The following is a 15,481-nucleotide window of genomic DNA, read 5'->3' as shown; positions in this document are numbered from 1 at the left end:
TCCGGCCTCAGCCGATCGGATCGATCGGGACGAACTCCGGGTACTTCGCCGTGCGGCCGTCGCCCGAGGAGGTGCCGGTGAGGCGACGGCGCACCCAGGGTGCGACGTGCTCCCGGTAGTAGCGCGCGGACCCGAGTCGCGACGCCTGATCCGACGGCATCTCCCGCCACTGGGACGGGGGAGTGAGTCCCAGTGAGCCGAGCACCTTCGAGGCGACGCGGTGGTGGCCCCGCGGTCCCATGTGCAGCCGGTCCTCCGACCACATCCGGGGGTTCTGGAACGCGGGGTCGTTCCAGTTGTCGGCGACCACGACGTCGTCGCGGGCCTCGATCCGGCGCAGCACCGCGCTCGTCAGTGCGTCTCCGCGCCGCTTGATCATCCGGCTCAGGGGGAGCCTGGCCGAGGGGTCGGCTCCGGCGAGCGCGATCAGGACGACGCCCTCCTCGTCGCAGCGCTGCAGCACCCGCGAATAGGAGTCGGCGATGCGCTCGATGTCGGCGCGCGGCCGCAGCATGTCGTTCCCGCCACCGTTGAAGGAGAGGTGAGTGGGCTCGAGCGCGAGAGCGACCTCGAGCTGCTCCTCGACGATGGGCCGGATGAGCCGACCGCGGATCGCGAGATTGGCGTACTCGATCCGCTCGCCCCTCGCCTCGGCCCAGCCCTGCGCGGCGAGATCGGCCCAGCCCTGGGTCGACCCGTCGGGCAGCTCGTCGCCGACGCCCTCGGTGAAGGAGTCGCCGATCGCGACGTAGCGGACGGCGGTCATCGATGAACTCCCAGCGGCGCATCATGGCACTGTAGCGGGCGGGTGCTGGACGCGTCCGGGGGGTCGACGCCGGCCGCGGTCGCGGGGTCAGTGCTCCCAGCCGACCAGCCAGGACACGCCGTACCGGTCCCGCACCCGTCCGTCGGTCGCACCCCACGGCCTCGCCTCGAGAGGATCGACGACCCGGCCGTCCTCGGCGAGGGCGTCGAACCAGCGTGCGAGGACGTCCGGCGCCGCTGCTCCCAGGAGCGCGAAGAGCACGCCCTCGAGATGCAGCGGCTCCTCTCCGACCGACGTGTCGGAGCCGGCGAGCGACACCGGCCCCGTGAGCACGCCGTGGGCGATCAGCCCACCCGGGCCGTCGGTCCGACCGAACTGCTCGAAGGTGTGCAGCGACAGGTCGCCGCCGAAGACGTCGCGGTAGAAGCCGAGGGCGTCGCGCGCCGTGCCGGGGAACGCGAGGTAGGGGAGCGGAGCGGTCATGGCGCTCACCCTAGGACGCCGGAGTCCCCGGTCGGCGAGCACCGGCTTCAGGCGCCGGTGCCTCGGTGGCCGAACGCGTGCAGGTCGAGATCGGCGCTGAGCCGATCGCTCACGCGGCGGCCGCGGACGCTCGTCCCGGACGCGTCCAGCGGAGGGCTGACCACGGCGGCTCCGAGGCGACCGGGCACCGCGAGGACGAGGGCTCCCGAGACGCTCGACTTCGCCGGGATGCCGACCGCCTGCATCCAGCGACCGGATCCGTCGTACACGCCGCAGGTCGCCACGACCGAGAGGACGTCGCGAGCCACCGCGGGAGGCACGACCCGCTCCCCGGTCACGGGATTGACTCCGCCGAACGCCAGCGTGGCGCCCATCACGGCGAGCGCCCGGGCGTCGACCAGCACCGCGCAGGCCCGGGCGTAGGAGGAGACCGCGTCGTCGGCGCCGACGTGCATCGTCCCCCTCGGAGCGCATGAGGTGCGCGAGAGCGTGGTTGCGGTCGCCGAGCAGGTGCTCGTTGCGGGCGACCCCTTCGTCGACCTCGAGCGGGCGTCCCGCGAAGGCGGACAGGCCGCGGAGGATGCGCTCACTGCGCTCCCGGGCACCGTCGCCGTCGACGAGGGAGGCGGTCAGCAGCGCGCCCGCGTTCACCATGGGGTTCGGCGGGCGGCCGGTGCCGCCCTCGAGCTTGATCGCGTCGAAGGCCTCGCCGGTCGGCTCGATGCCCACGCGCTCGAGCGCCTCCCGCGGCGGTGTCGAGCAGCGCCAGAGCGAACAGGAACGGCTTGACGGCGGACTGGATGCTGAAGAGCACGTCGGCCTGCTCGCTGGAGCGCACCGAGCCGTCCGGCAGCACGAGAGCGAGGCCGCAGAGGCGCGGGTCGGCCGCGGCGAGCTCGGGGATGCTGTCGTCGACGGCTCCGTCGTCCTCGAGGTCGTCGGCGAAGACGCGACGGCGCAGTGCGTCGAGGTCGTAGGTACGGGGATCGGCGGCGTCGCTCATGGCTCCAGCGTGACACGTCCTCCGCCCAGCAGCGCGGGAGGCGGTGCCGACCCCGCCCGGTGACTACCCTGGCCGGATGAGCACTCCGCGCCCCTCGAGCAGTCCGCGAAACTCCGGAACGTCCTCTACGAGATCCGGGGGAAGGCGCTCGTCGAGGCGTCGCGGCTCGAGAGCGAGGGGCACCGCATCCTCAAGCTCAACACCGGCAACCCGGCGGGCTTCGACTTCGAGGCCCCGCACCAGATCGTGCGGGACATGATCGCCGCCGTGCCCCACGCGCACGGCTACAGCGACAGCCGGGGGATCCTCTCGGCCCGTCAGCGCGGTGACGTACCGCTACGAGGAGATCGCGGGGTTCCCGCCCGTCGACCCCGAGTGGGTGTTCCTGGGCAACGGGGTGTCGGAGCTCATCACGATGACCATGCAGGCGCTCCTGGACGACGGCGACGAGGTTCTCATCCCCGCCCCCGACTACTCCCTGTGGACCGCGATGACGAGCCTCTCGGGTGGGACGGCGGTGCACTACCGCTGCGCGGAGGAGGACGGCTGGCAGCCGGACCTCGAGGACATCCGCTCGAAGGTGACTCCGCGGACCAAGGCGATCGTCGTCATCAACCCCAACAACCCCACCGGCGCGGTCTACAGCCGCGCTGTGCTCGAGGGACTCGTCGCCGTTGCGCGGGAGCACTCCCTCCTGCTGCTGGCAGACGAGATCTACGACCGCATCCTGTACGACGACGCTCAGCACATCCCGCTCGCGTCGCTGGCGCCGGACCTGCTCTGCCTGACCTTCAACGGACTGTCCAAGACCTACCGCGTCGCGGGCTACCGCTCGGGCTGGCTGGCGATCACCGGTCCGCGCGACCACGCGGAGGGGTTCCTCGAGGGCATCACGCTCCTCGCGTCGACGCGGCTCTGCCCGAACGTCCCGGGGCAGTACGCGATCCAGGCCGCCCTCTCGGGGGTGCAGTCGATCGAGGCGCTGGTGGCACCGGAGGGGCGCCTGCACCGGCAGCGGGACGCGGCGTGGTCGGGGCCTCGAGCGGATCCCCGGGGTGTCCTGCGAGCTGCCGAGAGGGGCCCTGTACGCCTTCCCGCGGCTCGATCCCGAGGTGCACGACATCCGGGACGACGGGAGGCTCGTCTGCGACCTGCTGCTCGCGGAGCACATCCTGCTGGTGCTCGGGGACGGGCTTCAACTGGCCGACGCCGGATCACCTCCGCATCGTCACCCTCCCCGAGGAGCGGGTGATCTCGGAGGCGATCGAGCGGCTCGGCAACTTCCTGGCGTCCTACCGGCAGCAGCCGCCGCCCGGGCCGGTCAGAGCAGCAGCGCGCGCAGATCCTCCACGGTGCGTCCGTGCAGGGTCGGCCACAGGGTCCGGTCCGGGCCCTCCGCCAGCGGCACCCGGTGCGGGACCCCCACCGCCGCGGCACCCGAGGCCACCGCGGCGGCGAGCCCGATCGGCGAGTCCTCGACGGCTGCGCACTCCGTGATCGGGACTCCGAGGCGGTGAGCGGCGAGGAGGTAGGGCTCGGGATCCGGCTTGCCGCGGGAGACGTCCTCTCCGGTGACGACCCCGGCGAGGACGACGTGCTCGGCGAGCGCCGCCGCCACGATCGAGGCGAGACGGCGGGACGAGGTGGTCCGCGATCGCCTGGGGATCCCGGCGGCCGCGACGCTGCGGAGGAGCTCGAGCGCTCCGGGCCGCCAGACGATCCCTGCGCGCAGGTCCGCGCGACGTCGCCCTCGAGCTCCTCCTCCATCGCGCGGTCGTCGAGCCCGACCCCCGCGCCCCGGAGTGCGAGGGCGGTCTGCTCGAGGGTCGAGCCGACGAGGGCCAGCGCGTCGTCCTCGCTCCACTCGCCGCCCCAGTGGGTCACGAGACGGTGCTGAGCGGCCATCCAGGCGGGCTCGGAGTCGACGATCGTCCCGTCCATGTCCCAGAGGACGGCGGCGAGCGGCCCCCTCACCTCCGCGACCCCGTCCGCGGACGCGGATCCGGGCCTGCGGCGGGCCGTCAGGGCGGGCGCGAGCACGACGGCGAGGAGGCCGGCGAGCGGGACAACGGCCAGGCCTGCGCGGAGGCCTGCGCTGTCGGCCACGAGCCCGACCAGCGGCGGCGACAGGAGGAAGCCGAGGCGCATCAGCCACGAGACGAGCGTCACTCCGGTGCCGGCGCGCAGCCCGGGGATCTCGTCGGCCTCGTGCATCGCCGCGGGCACTGTCGTAGCGAGACCGAGACCCGCCGCGGCGAAGCCGAGGATCGTGCCGGGGACGGAGGGGAGCAGGAGCGCCGCGCCCATCCCGAGGAGCGCGATGGCACCGCCGGTGCGCACCACCGCGCGCTGACCGAAGCGGTCCACGAGGCGGTCGCCCAGTATCCGCCCCACGAACTGCGCGCCGACGAGGGCGACGAACCCGGTCGCGGCGACGGCGGCCGGCGCCCCGAGCTCCCCGAGAGGTAGACCGCGGCCCAGGTGGAGGCGGCGTCCTCGACCAGCGTTCCGGCGATCGCGACGCCGACGAGGGCGGCGAGCAGGAGCACGACACGGCCCCTCACGCTCGACCGGGGACCGGTCGCCGCCCTCTCGGGGCGCTCCGCGTCGTCGCGGCCCCGGGAGAGCAGAAGCGCAGCGCCGTCAGGGCCACGATCGCGAAGAGGGTGCCGGAGAGAACGAGGTGCGTCGAGCGGGGAGGCCCACGGCGATCGCTCCCGCGGCCATCGCGCCGCCGAGGACCGCTCCGATCGACCAGAGGGCGTGGAAGGAGTTGATGAGCGAGCGGCCGAAGCGGCGCTGCACCCGCAGGCCGTGCGTGTTCTGGGCGACATCGGTGACGGCGTCGGTCGCGCCGGACACGAGCAGCGCTGCCGCGAACGCGAGGAGGGTCGGCGAGACGCCCGCGACCACGGTGCCGATCGCCGTGAGGATCGTGCCGAGGACGGCAGCGCGACCGCTCCCGATCCGGCGCAGGACGGCACCGGACGCGAGGCCCGCGAGGATCGCGCCGGCCGGGAACGCCGCGATCGCGACTCCGTACGCGGCGTTGTCGAGCCCGAGGTCGGCCTTGATCTCGGGGAAGCGGGGGACGAGGTTGGCGAAGAGCGCCCCGTTGGTGAGGAACAGAGCGGCGACGGCCCCGCGGGCACGGCGGACCTCTGCTCGGAGGAGCGGCAGCGGGAGCAGACATGCGTACGACCGTACACGCAGTGTGTACGATCGTGCGCATGACCACCGATCACTTCGCGGGAGACGACCGCACCAATCGCGAGCGCATGCTCGCCGGAGACCTCTACCTCGCCGACGATCCGGAGAGCATCCGGATCGCGCAGCGCTGCTGCCCGCCTCGCCGACGCCTACCACCGCGCCTCGCTCGCCGACGAGGACGCCGCCCGAGCGCTCCTCGAGGCGCTCCTCGGCGAGCTCGGCGAGGGCGCCTCCGTCAAGCCGCCGCTGTTCGTCGACTACGGCGAGAACATCCGCATCGGTGCGCGGACCTTCGTCAACTACCACCTCACCGCCCTCGACGTCGCGCCGATCACGATCGGCGAGGACTGCCAGATCGGACCGAACGTCCAGCTGCTGACGCCGACGCACCCGATCGAGCCCGGCCCGCGACGCGACAAGCTCGAGGCCGCCCGGCCGATCACGATCGGCGACAACGTCTGGCTCGGCGGCGGCGTGATCGTCTGCCCGGGTGTGAGCATCGGCGATGACAGCGTGATCGGAGCGGGGGCGGTCGTGACCCGCGACATCCCGTCCGGGGTCGTCGCGGTCGGCAGTCCGGCCACGGTGATCCGGAGGGTCGACGAGTGAGCGAGGACGCTCCGGCGCGTGCGGCGCGGCGGACGGATCCGCACCGGCGTGACCCGCATCATCGACGCGTGCCTGGAGGTGATCGCGGAGGCGGGCGTCTCGGGGACCTCGCACCGACGGGTGGCGGCGGCCGCCGACGTGCCGCTAGGCTCCATGACCTACCACTTCGCCGGGATGGACGAGCTGCTGCACGCCGCCTTCTCGCGCTTCGCCGACTCGGTCGCCGACCAGGCGCAGCGGCGGATGGACGCGGCCGGCTCGCCCGAGCAGGCCCGGCAGGCGCTCGTGGACCTGGTCGTGCACGACGTCCTCGGCAGCCACCGCGAGCTCGTCCTCACCCACGAGCTCTACACGCTCGCTGCGCGTCAGCCCGCGTTCCGCAGCCTCACGCACTCGTGGATGGCCAGGACGCGCGCGGCGCTCGAGCAGCACTTCGATCCGGCGACCGCGCGGATGCTCGACGCGCTCCATGGAGGGGCTGACGATCCACCGCGCTCTGGACGACGAGCCCGCCGACGACGCGCTGGTCGAGGAGGCCGTGCGGCGGATCCTCTCCTGACGGGCGCGCCGCCGCACCGCGGAGCAGCATCGGCGCGTTCCTGCGACGAGAGGACCCCATGACCCCGAGCGACGAGATCGACGCCCTGATCGCCCGCACGCCCGACTGGCGCGGGGAGACCCTCGCCGAGCTGCGCCGCGTCGTCCGCGCCGCCGACCCCGGCATCGTCGAGGAGTGGAAGTGGAGGGGGCACCGGTGTGGGAGCTCGACGGGATCCTCTGCGTCGGCAACGTCTTCACCTCGAAGGTCAAGCTCGGCTTCCTCTACGGCGCCTCGCTGCCCGACCCGCAGGGCGTCTTCAACGGCGAGCTCGGCGGCAACCAGCGCCGCTCCGCCGAATTCGCCGAAGGCGACCGGGTGGACGCCGGCGCCCTGACCGCACTCGTGCAGGAGGCGATCGCCTTCAACCGCCGACGCGTCGGCGAGCGCGCGGCCGCCGCGATCGCGACGCGGGAGGCGGCCAAGGCCGCTCGCGCCGCCGCGAAGCCCTGATCAGGCCCGAGCGGCCTTGACGTAGGCGACGAGCGCGTTGGCGTGCCCGTGCCCGAGGCCGTGCTCGGACTTCAGCCACGCCACGACCTGCATGTGCGGCTCGGTGTCGAGCCGCGCGTCGACCAGGTCCAGCCACTTCCTGCACGGGGCGCCCGTAGGTCTTCTCGATGCTGGGGAAGTAGGACGCCGGCCCCTTGGGCTTGGAGCCGTCGGCGGGGGGTTCCGGAGCGAGCACGCGGTCGGTCATGCCGTCACCCTAACGACCGGGCGCCGCCCGCACGAGTGCCCGCGAGCGGTTCGCCGGCTCCGTAGTCTCGGAGCGTGGAAGCGGAGCGGACGGACGTGCTCGTGGTCGGCGGCGGTCCGGTGGGCGTCCTCCTCGCCGCCCTGCTGGCGCGATCGGGGATCGACGTGCAGGTGTGGGAGCGCCGGGTCGCGCTCCCAGCGGGATCACGGGCGATCGGCATCCATCCGCCGTCCCTCGATGTCCTCGCCGGGATCGGCGCGGCCGAGTCCGTCCTCGCGGAGGCGGCGCTCGTGACCCGGGGGATCGCCGGCAGTGAGGGCCGCGCCCTCGGTGCCCTGTCGTTCGCCCGCGCCTCGCGCTCGCACCCCTACGTCGCGACCCTCGATCAGCACCGCACCGAGTCGATCCTCCGGGGGCGGCTCGAGGAGCTCTCGCCCGGGGCCCTGCGACCCGGGCGATCCCTTACTTCTCTCCATCGGCGAGGTCCGCTCGTCGAGGCCGTCGGCCTGACGGACGGCGGTGGGACGGCCACCGTCCGCGCCTCGTTCGTCGTGGGGGCGGACGGAGCCCGGAGCACGGTGCGCGATCTGCTCGGCATCGGCGTCTCGGGCCGCGACTACCCCGACCGCTACGTGATGGGGGACTTCGCCGATCCCGAGCCGGCCTTCTCGCGGGCTCGGCCCTCGTCGACGTCGGGCCGGCCGGAGTCGTGGAGTCGTTCCCGCTTCCCGGGGGTCGTCGCCGCTACGTGGCACTCGTCGGAGCGGACGCCTCGCTCGGCGCTCCCGCCTGGCGCCCCGAGGACCCGCCGGACCACGACGCGGCGGCGCGTCTCGCAGCGGTCGTCCGCTCCCGCACCGGCGCACCGGTCGATGCCGCGACCTGCACGATGGTGAGCGGCTTCCGGGTCCGCCGTCGCGAGGCCGGCGCGCTCGACGACGGCAGAGTCGTGCTCGTCGGCGACGCCGCGCACGAGATCAGCCCGATCGGCGGTCAGGGGATGAACCTGGGCTGGCTCGACGCCGCGGCGCTGGCTCCGCTCCTGGCGGAGTCGCTCCGCTCGGGGACTCCCGGTCCCTGGCCGTCCTACGCGCGGCGGCGGGCGCGGGCCGCCCGGCGGGCGGCTCGCCAGGCGGAGCTGAACATGGCGCTCGGGAGGCCGCTCGGTGTGCGGCCGCGCACCGCGGGCGAACGGCACTGCTGCGCGTGCTCCTCGCGCCGCCGACGTCGCACGTCCTGGCGAGGGTCTACGCGATGCGCTGGTCCTGACCTCAGGCGACCAGGCGCGCGCCCGACAGGCCGAGCTCGACCACCAGCACGAGCGAGGCGGCGATGACGATCCGGAAGAGCAGCCGCGTCGGCGGCCCGGTCAGCACGAGGCGGACGCCGACAGCGGCGAGGACGACGACCGCGAGGGTGCCGACGACCGCCAGGAGGGCGCCGGGACCGCTGACGGGATCGTCGCCCGACAGCTGGCCGACCAGCACGAGGAGCGCACCCGCGACCAGGGACCCGAAGGCGACGACGCCGGACAGGCGCAGTCCGAGCCGGTGCGGGAAGCCGCGGACCCCGGTGGCCGCGTCGTCGACGAGGTCGGGGAGCACGCTTCGTGCAGTGGATCGCGACACCGAAAACGGCGCCCGTGGCGATCGCCCACGCGGCAGGGAGCGCCCCGCACCCCCGCCGAGACGGCGACGACGGGCAGGAGGCCGAAGGCCACGACGAAGGGCACCACCGAGAACGCGGTGCGCTTGAGCCCGGCGTCGTAGACCCAGCCGGCCGCGACGAGGACGAGGTGGGCGACGGCCGCCACCGGTCCGAGCAGGAGGGAGAGCAGGATCGACGCGGCAGCCGTGCCGATCGCCGCCGCCCGGACCGTCCGGACATCGATCAGGCCCGACGCGACCGGCTTGTCGGTGCGGCCGACGGCGCGATCGCGGTCGACGTCGATCCAGTCGTTCGCGAGGCCGATCGAGAGCTGACCGCAGACGACGGCGAGGGCGACCAGCACGACGGTGCCCGGGGGCGGCCCGCGGCGGCGGCGAGCACTGTCGCGAGCACCGTCACCGCGACCGTGGGCCCGGGGTGGACGAGGCCAGCAGGAGGCGCACCTGGACGTCATCGTGCCAGCCTACGGGCCGCTCTCCACCGCGCACGCAGACCGGTTCGCCACCGTCTGCTCCTCCACTCGCGAAGAAGCACGACGGCGGGTGCTCACGGCGCTCGCCGCGGCGTCGCGCCCAGGCCGACCGGGAAGTCAGCCGACGGTGACCGCCGCACTGGAGGGTTTGCGGCCGTGCCGCATCCAGACGAAGAAGCCCACCAGGGTGAACCCCCCGTAGACCACGTACATCAGGCCGGACGCGTAGTACCCGGCCGAGAAGAGGAGCGGGACGCCCACGACGTCGACCGCGACCCAGATCAGCCAGAACTCGACCCAGCCCTTCGCCATGCCGTAGGTCGCGAGCAGCGATCCCACGAAGATCCAGGCGTCGCTCCACACGGGCTCGTAGGAGCCGAGCGCGCGGAACAGCGGGGTCAGCAGCGCGGTGCCGCCGACCATCGCCAGCACGAGGAGACCCCGGGTGCGCCACGACGCCCACCGCGGCTCGAGCACGGTCGTCGAGGCGTCGGGGCGGTGCGTCCAGCGGTACCAGCCGTAGACGCTCACGATCATGAACATGACCTGCCGACCCGCCTGACCGAGCAGGTTCACGGGGTTCGGAGTGCCGAAGAGCGCGCCCATGAAGACCGTGAACAGCAGTGCGTTCCCCACGAGGCCGACGGGCCAGGCCCAGACCTTGCGCCGCATCCCGCCCAGAGCGCTCGCCAGGCCGAAGGCGTTGCCGATCACCTCGCGCCACAGGACTTCCTGGTCGCCCAGGACGATCTGCGCATCGAACAGCCAGTGCACGAGCTCCACGTGATCCTCCTCAGCCCCCTCGTTCAGCAACGGCGGGCGGCCGTGCATTCCCGGAGGTCAGAACAGCGAGTAGACCACGACGAAGCACCACGCCGCGGCGGCGGTGATCGCCGCGGCCGCGAGTACCAGGACGGGGCGCGGACGTCGGCGCACGACGGCGAGCACGAGGAAGCCGACCCCGAGCAGGATCTCGAGCCACCAGTAGACGGGGCTCGTGGTGTCGGCGACCGCGCCCAGCGCCCAGATCCCCTCGCCGAGGAGCACTCCCGAGAGGGGCGCGACGGCGAGCACCCGCCACCCGCGGGTCCCGTGCAGGGTGAGGGAGGCCGCGACTCCGAGGATCGGGCCGGCGGGCACGGCGAGCAGCCAGAAGGGGTCGGAGAACGGAGGGGACCAGCCGAAGCCCCTGGCGCCCGTCACGATGTCGTAGCCCTCGAGCATCGCGAAGAAGGACAGCAGTCCGAGCACCGCGCCGGCGACCGGACTGCTCGTCCCCCTCGGACGAGGGCGAAGACGAGCATCGACCAGCCGCCGGAGGAGTTCGCGAAGGAGTTCACGGACGTCGGCAGGACGGTCTGCAGGAGGCTCGTGAGCGCGCCGAGGAGAAGCCCTCCTCCGATCGCCAGGGCGACGGCGGGCAGGAGGGGAGCGCGTCTGGCGGGGGGCATGCTCCGAGCATCCCGCGCAGGACCTGGCCGGCGGATCGGGGAGAACCCTGAGCCGACCCCCGGATCCGCGCGCTCCGGTCAGCGGGCGTCGAGCCGCTCGGCGACGTCCGCCGGGAAGCCCCCCGTCGAGACGGGGCTCCAGCGAGCGGGCGTGATGCGCAGCAGGGACTTGTCCTGCAGCGCCATCGCCTCCCGGTACTCCTGCCAGTCGGGGTGCTCGCCGGCGATGCAGCGGTAGTAGTCGACGAGGCCGTCGGCGGCCTCCGGCATGTGCAGCACCTCCGCGTCGCCGTCCACCTGGATCCACGCGCCGTCCCACTCGTCCGACAGCACCAGCACGGAGGCGGCGGGACGACGCTCGGCGTTCCGGGTCTTGGCGCGGCCGGGATAGGTGGAGATCACGATCCGGCCCTGCTCGTCGACGCCGCCGGAGACCGGCGACATCTGCGGGCGGCCGTCAGCGCGCGGTCGTGGCGACGATCATCCGGTGCCTCGGCCGCACGAAGGAGAGCATTCCCTCGCGGTCGACCTCTGTGCTCGTGGAGACGGTTCTGGGCATGGGTCCACGCTAGGGCACGGTGCCGGACGGCGACCGATCCGTTCACCGTTTCAGCCCGCGCGGACGGAGACGTTCTTCCCGAGCGCGGTCCAGTCGAGTCCGGGCGCGTCCTCCGGGCCCTCGCCGTCGGGGTGCACGCGGACGGTCCAGGCGCCCGGCTTCGAGGTCTCCGAGCCGCCGCTCCCACTGCAGCCGCTCGCGGAGTCGGCGCCGTCGTCGACGACGACGCAGCGGCCCCGCTCGTCCGACAGGCCGAGGTAGACGTCGATCCCCTCGGCGGTGCCCGCGAAGCGGACGGACTCGGGATCGATGCCCGGGTCGATGCCGCCGGCCTCGGGCATCACGTCCGCCTCGGTCCGCTCCCGCTCGAAATCGGAGTAGGGCGTCGGTCCGGCGCACCCGGCGAGCGGCAGCAGCGCCAGCAGCGCCGCCCCGATCGTGCCGATCCACCGTCGTCCACGTGTGCTGCTCCGCGCCATCGAGGCCCCCTTCGCGCTGCGGTGGGTTCACCCTAGCGGGGGAGTGCGCCCCGCTACGGTGCGAGCCGCCTCCAGGACGGAAGCGACGAGTTTCTGCAGCGGGATCTCGGCGAACCGGTGCTCCTCGGCGCGGACGAGCCGGGCGGCGAGGTCGGGCCGCAGCGTCCGGAGCAGCCGACGCGCCCGCTCAGCGTGCAGGGAGTTCGAGACGAGCACGACGGTGTCGGACTCCTCGAGGAGCGCGGCGGCGTTCCGCAGGTTCTCCTCGGTCGTGCGGCTCTCGCGCTCGAGCACGAGGGGGCCGCGGTAGCGCCTCTCCCCGCGTGCGTACCGCGCCATCAGGTCGGCCTCCGGGACCGACCCGGCGACGCCCCCGCCGCAGAGCACGAGGACGCTCCTCGAGGAATGGCGGGAGCGCAGGGCGGCGCGCACGCGGTAGCGGTTCACCGCGTTCGCCCGCGTGCCGCGGTTCCGGAAGCCGAGCACGACGACGGACTCGCGGCCGACGTCGCCCGCGGGCGGTCGGACCCCTCTCCGCGAGGCGATCCAGTGCTGCGCGTCGACGACTCGCGAGGGCCGCCAGTCCGGCGGCGGCGACGCAGCGCGAGCGGTCGGGCGATCAGAACGAGGCTCTCGCGGACGATCAGGCGCGGTGCGGCGATGTACTCCTCCGCCGGAGTCGTCCCGCCGCCGATCCGGTAGACGAGCCGCTCGACGGCCGTCCGCGCCATGAATCCGTGATCCGGGTCGATGGTCGTCAGCCGGGGCACGGTGTAGTCGCCCTCGAGGATCGCGTCGAAGGCTGCAACGCGGACCCGCCCCGGAACAGGCACTCCGCGATCGGCCAGACCGCGGAGCACTCCGATGCCGACCGTGTCGGTGATGCAGAAGACACCGTCGAAGGGCACGCCCCGGTCGATGAAGTCCCGGATGCCGCGGGACCCGCCCGCCATCGTGAACTCCCCGACCGCGACGTGCAGAGCCGGATCGATCGCGAGCCCGGCGTCCTCGTGCGCGCGCCGGTAGCCCTCGAGGCGCAGGCTCGAGACGTCCACCTCGTCGTCGGCGGGATCGTCGACCATGACGATCCTGCGGCAGCCCTGCTCGATCAGGTGGGCGACCGCCGTCCGCGCGCCCTCGACGTTCGCCATGGCGACGTGGTCGACCAGGCCCTCGAAGATCCGCTCGCCCAGGATCACGAGCGGGTGGTCGACCCGGAGGAGCTCGGTGTCGGCCGCCCCGAGGCCGACGGTGCTCAGGATGATCCCGTCGTAGAGCCGCTTCCTCGACGACGCGAGGGCGCCGAGCTCGTTCTCGCGCCGCGCACCGGTCTGCTCGATGACGACGCGGAGCCCGTGCTTCTCGGCGGCGGCGATGATCTCGGCGGCGAGGCGCCCGTAGTACGGCCGGTCGATCTCGGGAACGGCGAGCCTCGATCGTCCCGGTGCGGCCGGTGCGGAGATTGCGGGCGGCCACGTTCACGCGGTAGTCGAGCCGCAGTGATCACGTCCAGGACCCGCTCGCGCGTGGTCTCCCGGACGTGCGGGTGGTCGTTGAGGACGTGCGACACGGTCATCGCCGAGACCCCGGCCTCTTTCGCGACGTCGTGGATGGTCACCATGACGCACCTCCTCCTCGTCGAGCTTGCCACGAACGCGGGCCCGATCACGGCAGCAGGGCGCGGAGCCGGGGCGGCCTCGTCGTCGTCGAGGGCGAGGAGCGATCCGTGCCGGCGCGGCGGGCGGCAGCCGAGCACCGGGCACGGGCTCGAACACTCCGCTGCCGGGGTCCGACGACGAGAACAAGCGGTAGCCGCGCATCCCGAACTCGTCGATCAGGAGCCAGGTCCTCGAACCGTCGGGCGAGCGCGCGAGCGCCGGGCCCTCACCGCGGGCGAGCTCGGGGCTGCCGATGCCCGTGCGCACCGTCTCGAAGGCGCCCTCGAGCGCCGGGCCCTGCGCGAGGGAGACGGAGGTCGAGTCCGACCCGGGCGGGGTCTCCACCGTGAAGCGGAGCCAGCCGTCGCCGTCCTCGAGGAACGCCGCATCGATCGCGTCGCGCCCGGTGTCCAGCGCGGTCCGCGCCGAGGTGAAGCTCTCGAAGTCCCTCGTCTCCGAGACGAGGATCCGCTGGTGCGCCGCTTCGATGCGGTCCGACTCCGGGTCGAAAAGAGCCGAGGAGAAGAAGACCAGCCAGCGGTCGCGGTCCGCACTCCAGTACGCCTTCGGGGCCCACGCGGTTGCCCGCAGCCGCCGGCGCCACCCTCCTCAGCGCGGGGTCGCTCCATGTCACGAGGTCGGCGGACCGCCAGACCAGGATCGACCGGCTCCCGTTCCGCACGGCGCAGTGCCAGTCGGCCTCCTCCGCGGTCCGCAGGTCGGTGGCGAGGAGGACGGCGCGACCGGAGGCGGCGTCGCGGACCAGGAAGGGGTCGCGCGCACCGCCCGTTCCGATCGCGGACCGCAGCGGCTCGATCGGCAGCGGGAGGAACGCGTGAGGCGTCTCGTCCTCGCTCACGGCGAACCGCACCGCCTCGCCGTCCGCACCCGGGAGGAAGTGGGCGAGCAGGAAGCCGCTCACCCCTTCACGCTGCCCGAGACCAGGCCTCCCACGATGTGCTTCTGCATCGCGATGAAGAACACGACCATCGGCAGGAGCACGACGACGCTGAGCGTCAGGAACGCGGGCCAGTTCACCCCGAACTGACCGACCGCCTTGTACACCTGCAGGACGAGGGTCTGCTTCTCGGGCGAGCTGATGAAGACGTTCGGCGTGATGAAGTCGTTCCACACCCACATCGTCTGGAAGACCCCGACGGTGATCAGGATCGGGCGGATCAGCGGCAGCACGATCCGCCAGTAGATCTGCCACGGACCCGCGCCGTCGATCCGCGCGGCCTCGAAGATCTCGAGCGGCAGCGACTTCATGTAGCCCTGGATGAGGAAGTAGCAGAAGATCGAGCCCGCCGAGTAGAGCAGGATGAGCCCCTCGAGGCTGTCGACGAGCCCCGCGTTCGCGAGCAGGCGGTACAGCGGGATGAGGGTCGCCTGACCCAGGACGAGGAAGGCGATGATCAGCACCACCGAGACGATCCGGGTGAGGACCGTCGTCCGCAGCAGCATGGCGTAGGCCGCCATTGATCCCACCACGAGCATCAGCGCGACGGACACGACCGTGAGGTAGAAGGTGTTCGCGAACGCGCCGACGATCGGGACGGAGGCGAACACGTCGGCGTAGTTGCCGAGGTCGAGGGTGCTCGGCAGCGCGAACGGATCGCTCGAGCACCTCCTGCTGCGTCTTCAGGGTGCTGACGACGATGTAGTAGAAGGGTGCGCCGACCACGGCGGCCAGGGCGAGCATCCCGATGCTCGTCAGCGCACTGCTCCAGCCCCGACGGCGCTGGGCCGCGGTGCGTCGCCGACGACGGGCGGCGGCGGGCGGATCCCCGGCCGGGGGAGCCGACGGGAGCGAGACGGCGGTGGA

At 73.1% G+C, this 15,481-nt stretch carries 15 protein-coding genes and 10 pseudogenes; 6 read left to right on the top strand and 19 right to left on the bottom strand.

Annotation, left to right across the window (positions count from 1 at the left end):
* Positions 1 to 7: 7 nt before the first annotated feature.
* The 5 genes and pseudogenes from AC0CII_RS05185 to AC0CII_RS05165 all read right to left on the bottom strand — a co-directional run.
* Entirely contained in the window at positions 8 to 766 is a 759-nt protein-coding gene (locus AC0CII_RS05185) for an SGNH/GDSL hydrolase family protein (RefSeq protein WP_465228800.1), read from the bottom strand.
* A gap of 87 nt (positions 767 to 853) precedes the next feature.
* Positions 854 to 1,249 (bottom strand): VOC family protein, encoded by a 396-nt coding sequence (locus tag AC0CII_RS05180; RefSeq protein ID WP_465229055.1) that lies wholly within the window; start codon positions 1,247 to 1,249, stop codon positions 854 to 856.
* Positions 1,250 to 1,296: 47 nt separating this feature from the next.
* Entirely contained in the window at positions 1,297 to 1,704 is a 408-nt protein-coding gene (locus tag AC0CII_RS05175; protein WP_465229054.1) for a glutaminase, read from the bottom strand.
* A gap of 67 nt (positions 1,705 to 1,771) precedes the next feature.
* Positions 1,772 to 1,978: pseudogene (locus AC0CII_RS05170) on the bottom strand (glutaminase); the annotation flags it as partial.
* Positions 1,979 to 2,060: 82 nt separating this feature from the next.
* Positions 2,061 to 2,252 (bottom strand): annotated as a pseudogene (locus tag AC0CII_RS05165) (glutaminase A); the annotation flags it as partial.
* Positions 2,253 to 2,384: 132 nt separating this feature from the next.
* On the opposite strand from AC0CII_RS05165, the pseudogene AC0CII_RS05160 reads away from it, so the two are divergent.
* A pseudogene (locus tag AC0CII_RS05160) lies at positions 2,385 to 3,554 on the top strand (pyridoxal phosphate-dependent aminotransferase); the annotation flags it as partial.
* A 19-nt stretch (positions 3,555 to 3,573) separates the two neighbouring features.
* On the opposite strand, the gene AC0CII_RS05155 reads toward AC0CII_RS05160, so the two are convergent.
* From AC0CII_RS05155 to AC0CII_RS05145, 3 genes and pseudogenes are all read right to left on the bottom strand, one after another.
* Complete coding sequence (locus AC0CII_RS05155; RefSeq protein ID WP_465228799.1) at positions 3,574 to 4,116, bottom strand: HAD family hydrolase; 543 nt, start codon at positions 4,114 to 4,116, stop codon at positions 3,574 to 3,576.
* A pseudogene (locus tag AC0CII_RS05150) lies at positions 4,116 to 4,733 on the bottom strand (MFS transporter); the annotation flags it as partial. The gene AC0CII_RS05155 and the pseudogene AC0CII_RS05150, both read right to left, overlap by 1 nt.
* Positions 4,734 to 4,895: 162 nt before the next feature.
* Positions 4,896 to 5,165, bottom strand: coding sequence for a hypothetical protein (locus AC0CII_RS05145; protein WP_465228798.1), 270 nt, complete (start codon positions 5,163 to 5,165; stop codon positions 4,896 to 4,898).
* A gap of 317 nt (positions 5,166 to 5,482) precedes the next feature.
* Between AC0CII_RS05145 and AC0CII_RS05140 the strand changes: the two are divergent.
* From AC0CII_RS05140 to AC0CII_RS05130, 3 genes and pseudogenes are all read left to right on the top strand, one after another.
* Positions 5,483 to 6,071: pseudogene (locus AC0CII_RS05140) on the top strand (sugar O-acetyltransferase).
* An 18-nt stretch (positions 6,072 to 6,089) separates the two neighbouring features.
* Complete coding sequence (locus AC0CII_RS05135; protein WP_465228797.1) at positions 6,090 to 6,692, top strand: TetR/AcrR family transcriptional regulator; 603 nt, start codon at positions 6,090 to 6,092, stop codon at positions 6,690 to 6,692.
* Positions 6,693 to 6,810: 118 nt separating this feature from the next.
* Positions 6,811 to 7,122: a DUF1801 domain-containing protein gene (locus AC0CII_RS05130; protein WP_465228796.1), complete on the top strand. Its 312-nt coding sequence runs from the start codon at positions 6,811 to 6,813 to the stop codon at positions 7,120 to 7,122.
* Here the strand turns inward: AC0CII_RS05130 and AC0CII_RS05125 are convergent.
* Positions 7,123 to 7,369: pseudogene (locus AC0CII_RS05125) on the bottom strand (DUF4287 domain-containing protein).
* A gap of 74 nt (positions 7,370 to 7,443) precedes the next feature.
* Between AC0CII_RS05125 and AC0CII_RS05120 the strand changes: the two are divergent.
* A pseudogene (locus AC0CII_RS05120) lies at positions 7,444 to 7,926 on the top strand (FAD-dependent oxidoreductase); the annotation flags it as partial.
* A 152-nt stretch (positions 7,927 to 8,078) separates the two neighbouring features.
* Positions 8,079 to 8,705 (top strand): FAD-dependent oxidoreductase, encoded by a 627-nt coding sequence (locus tag AC0CII_RS05115; RefSeq protein ID WP_465228795.1) that lies wholly within the window; start codon positions 8,079 to 8,081, stop codon positions 8,703 to 8,705.
* On the opposite strand, the gene AC0CII_RS05110 is transcribed toward AC0CII_RS05115, so the two are convergent.
* The 10 genes and pseudogenes from AC0CII_RS05110 to AC0CII_RS05065 form a co-directional block, all read right to left on the bottom strand.
* Positions 8,641 to 8,973 (bottom strand): hypothetical protein, encoded by a 333-nt coding sequence (locus AC0CII_RS05110; RefSeq protein ID WP_465229102.1) that lies wholly within the window; start codon positions 8,971 to 8,973, stop codon positions 8,641 to 8,643. The two genes, AC0CII_RS05115 and AC0CII_RS05110, sit on opposite strands and share 65 nt — an antisense overlap.
* A gap of 125 nt (positions 8,974 to 9,098) precedes the next feature.
* Positions 9,099 to 9,491, bottom strand: a pseudogene (locus AC0CII_RS05105) (UbiA family prenyltransferase); the annotation flags it as partial.
* Positions 9,492 to 9,626: 135 nt separating this feature from the next.
* The gene (gene pnuC, locus AC0CII_RS05100) at positions 9,627 to 10,292 is read right to left on the bottom strand and encodes a nicotinamide riboside transporter PnuC (RefSeq protein WP_465228794.1); all 666 of its coding nucleotides are present in this window, start codon (positions 10,290 to 10,292) and stop codon (positions 9,627 to 9,629) included.
* Between the two features lie 57 nt (positions 10,293 to 10,349).
* Positions 10,350 to 10,960: pseudogene (locus tag AC0CII_RS05095) on the bottom strand (DUF6518 family protein).
* A 78-nt stretch (positions 10,961 to 11,038) separates the two neighbouring features.
* Positions 11,039 to 11,519: pseudogene (locus tag AC0CII_RS05090) on the bottom strand (PPOX class F420-dependent oxidoreductase).
* Positions 11,520 to 11,569: 50 nt separating this feature from the next.
* A complete protein-coding gene (locus tag AC0CII_RS05085) occupies positions 11,570 to 11,998 on the bottom strand; it encodes a hypothetical protein (protein ID WP_465228793.1) in 429 nt (142 codons plus the stop codon).
* A 27-nt stretch (positions 11,999 to 12,025) separates the two neighbouring features.
* Positions 12,026 to 12,484 (bottom strand): YdcF family protein, encoded by a 459-nt coding sequence (locus AC0CII_RS05080; RefSeq protein ID WP_465225835.1) that lies wholly within the window; start codon positions 12,482 to 12,484, stop codon positions 12,026 to 12,028.
* Positions 12,442 to 13,374 carry a LacI family DNA-binding transcriptional regulator gene (locus AC0CII_RS05075; protein ID WP_465229053.1) on the bottom strand — a complete coding sequence of 311 codons (933 nt, stop codon included), beginning with the start codon at positions 13,372 to 13,374 and terminating at the stop codon, positions 12,442 to 12,444. The genes AC0CII_RS05080 and AC0CII_RS05075 overlap by 43 nt, the downstream gene beginning before the upstream one ends.
* Before the next feature lie 508 nt (positions 13,375 to 13,882).
* On the bottom strand, positions 13,883 to 14,578 hold the full coding sequence (locus AC0CII_RS05070; protein WP_465228792.1) for a hypothetical protein: 696 nt from the start codon (positions 14,576 to 14,578) through the stop codon (positions 13,883 to 13,885).
* Positions 14,575 to 15,225 (bottom strand): carbohydrate ABC transporter permease, encoded by a 651-nt coding sequence (locus AC0CII_RS05065; protein WP_465228791.1) that lies wholly within the window; start codon positions 15,223 to 15,225, stop codon positions 14,575 to 14,577. The genes AC0CII_RS05070 and AC0CII_RS05065 overlap by 4 nt, the downstream gene beginning before the upstream one ends.
* Between the last annotated feature and the right edge of the window lie 256 nt (positions 15,226 to 15,481).

Source organism: Rathayibacter sp. AC182, assembly GCF_979253875.1.
Note: the sequence above shows the minus strand (reverse complement) of the source record. Positions and strands in the feature narration are given on the sequence as shown.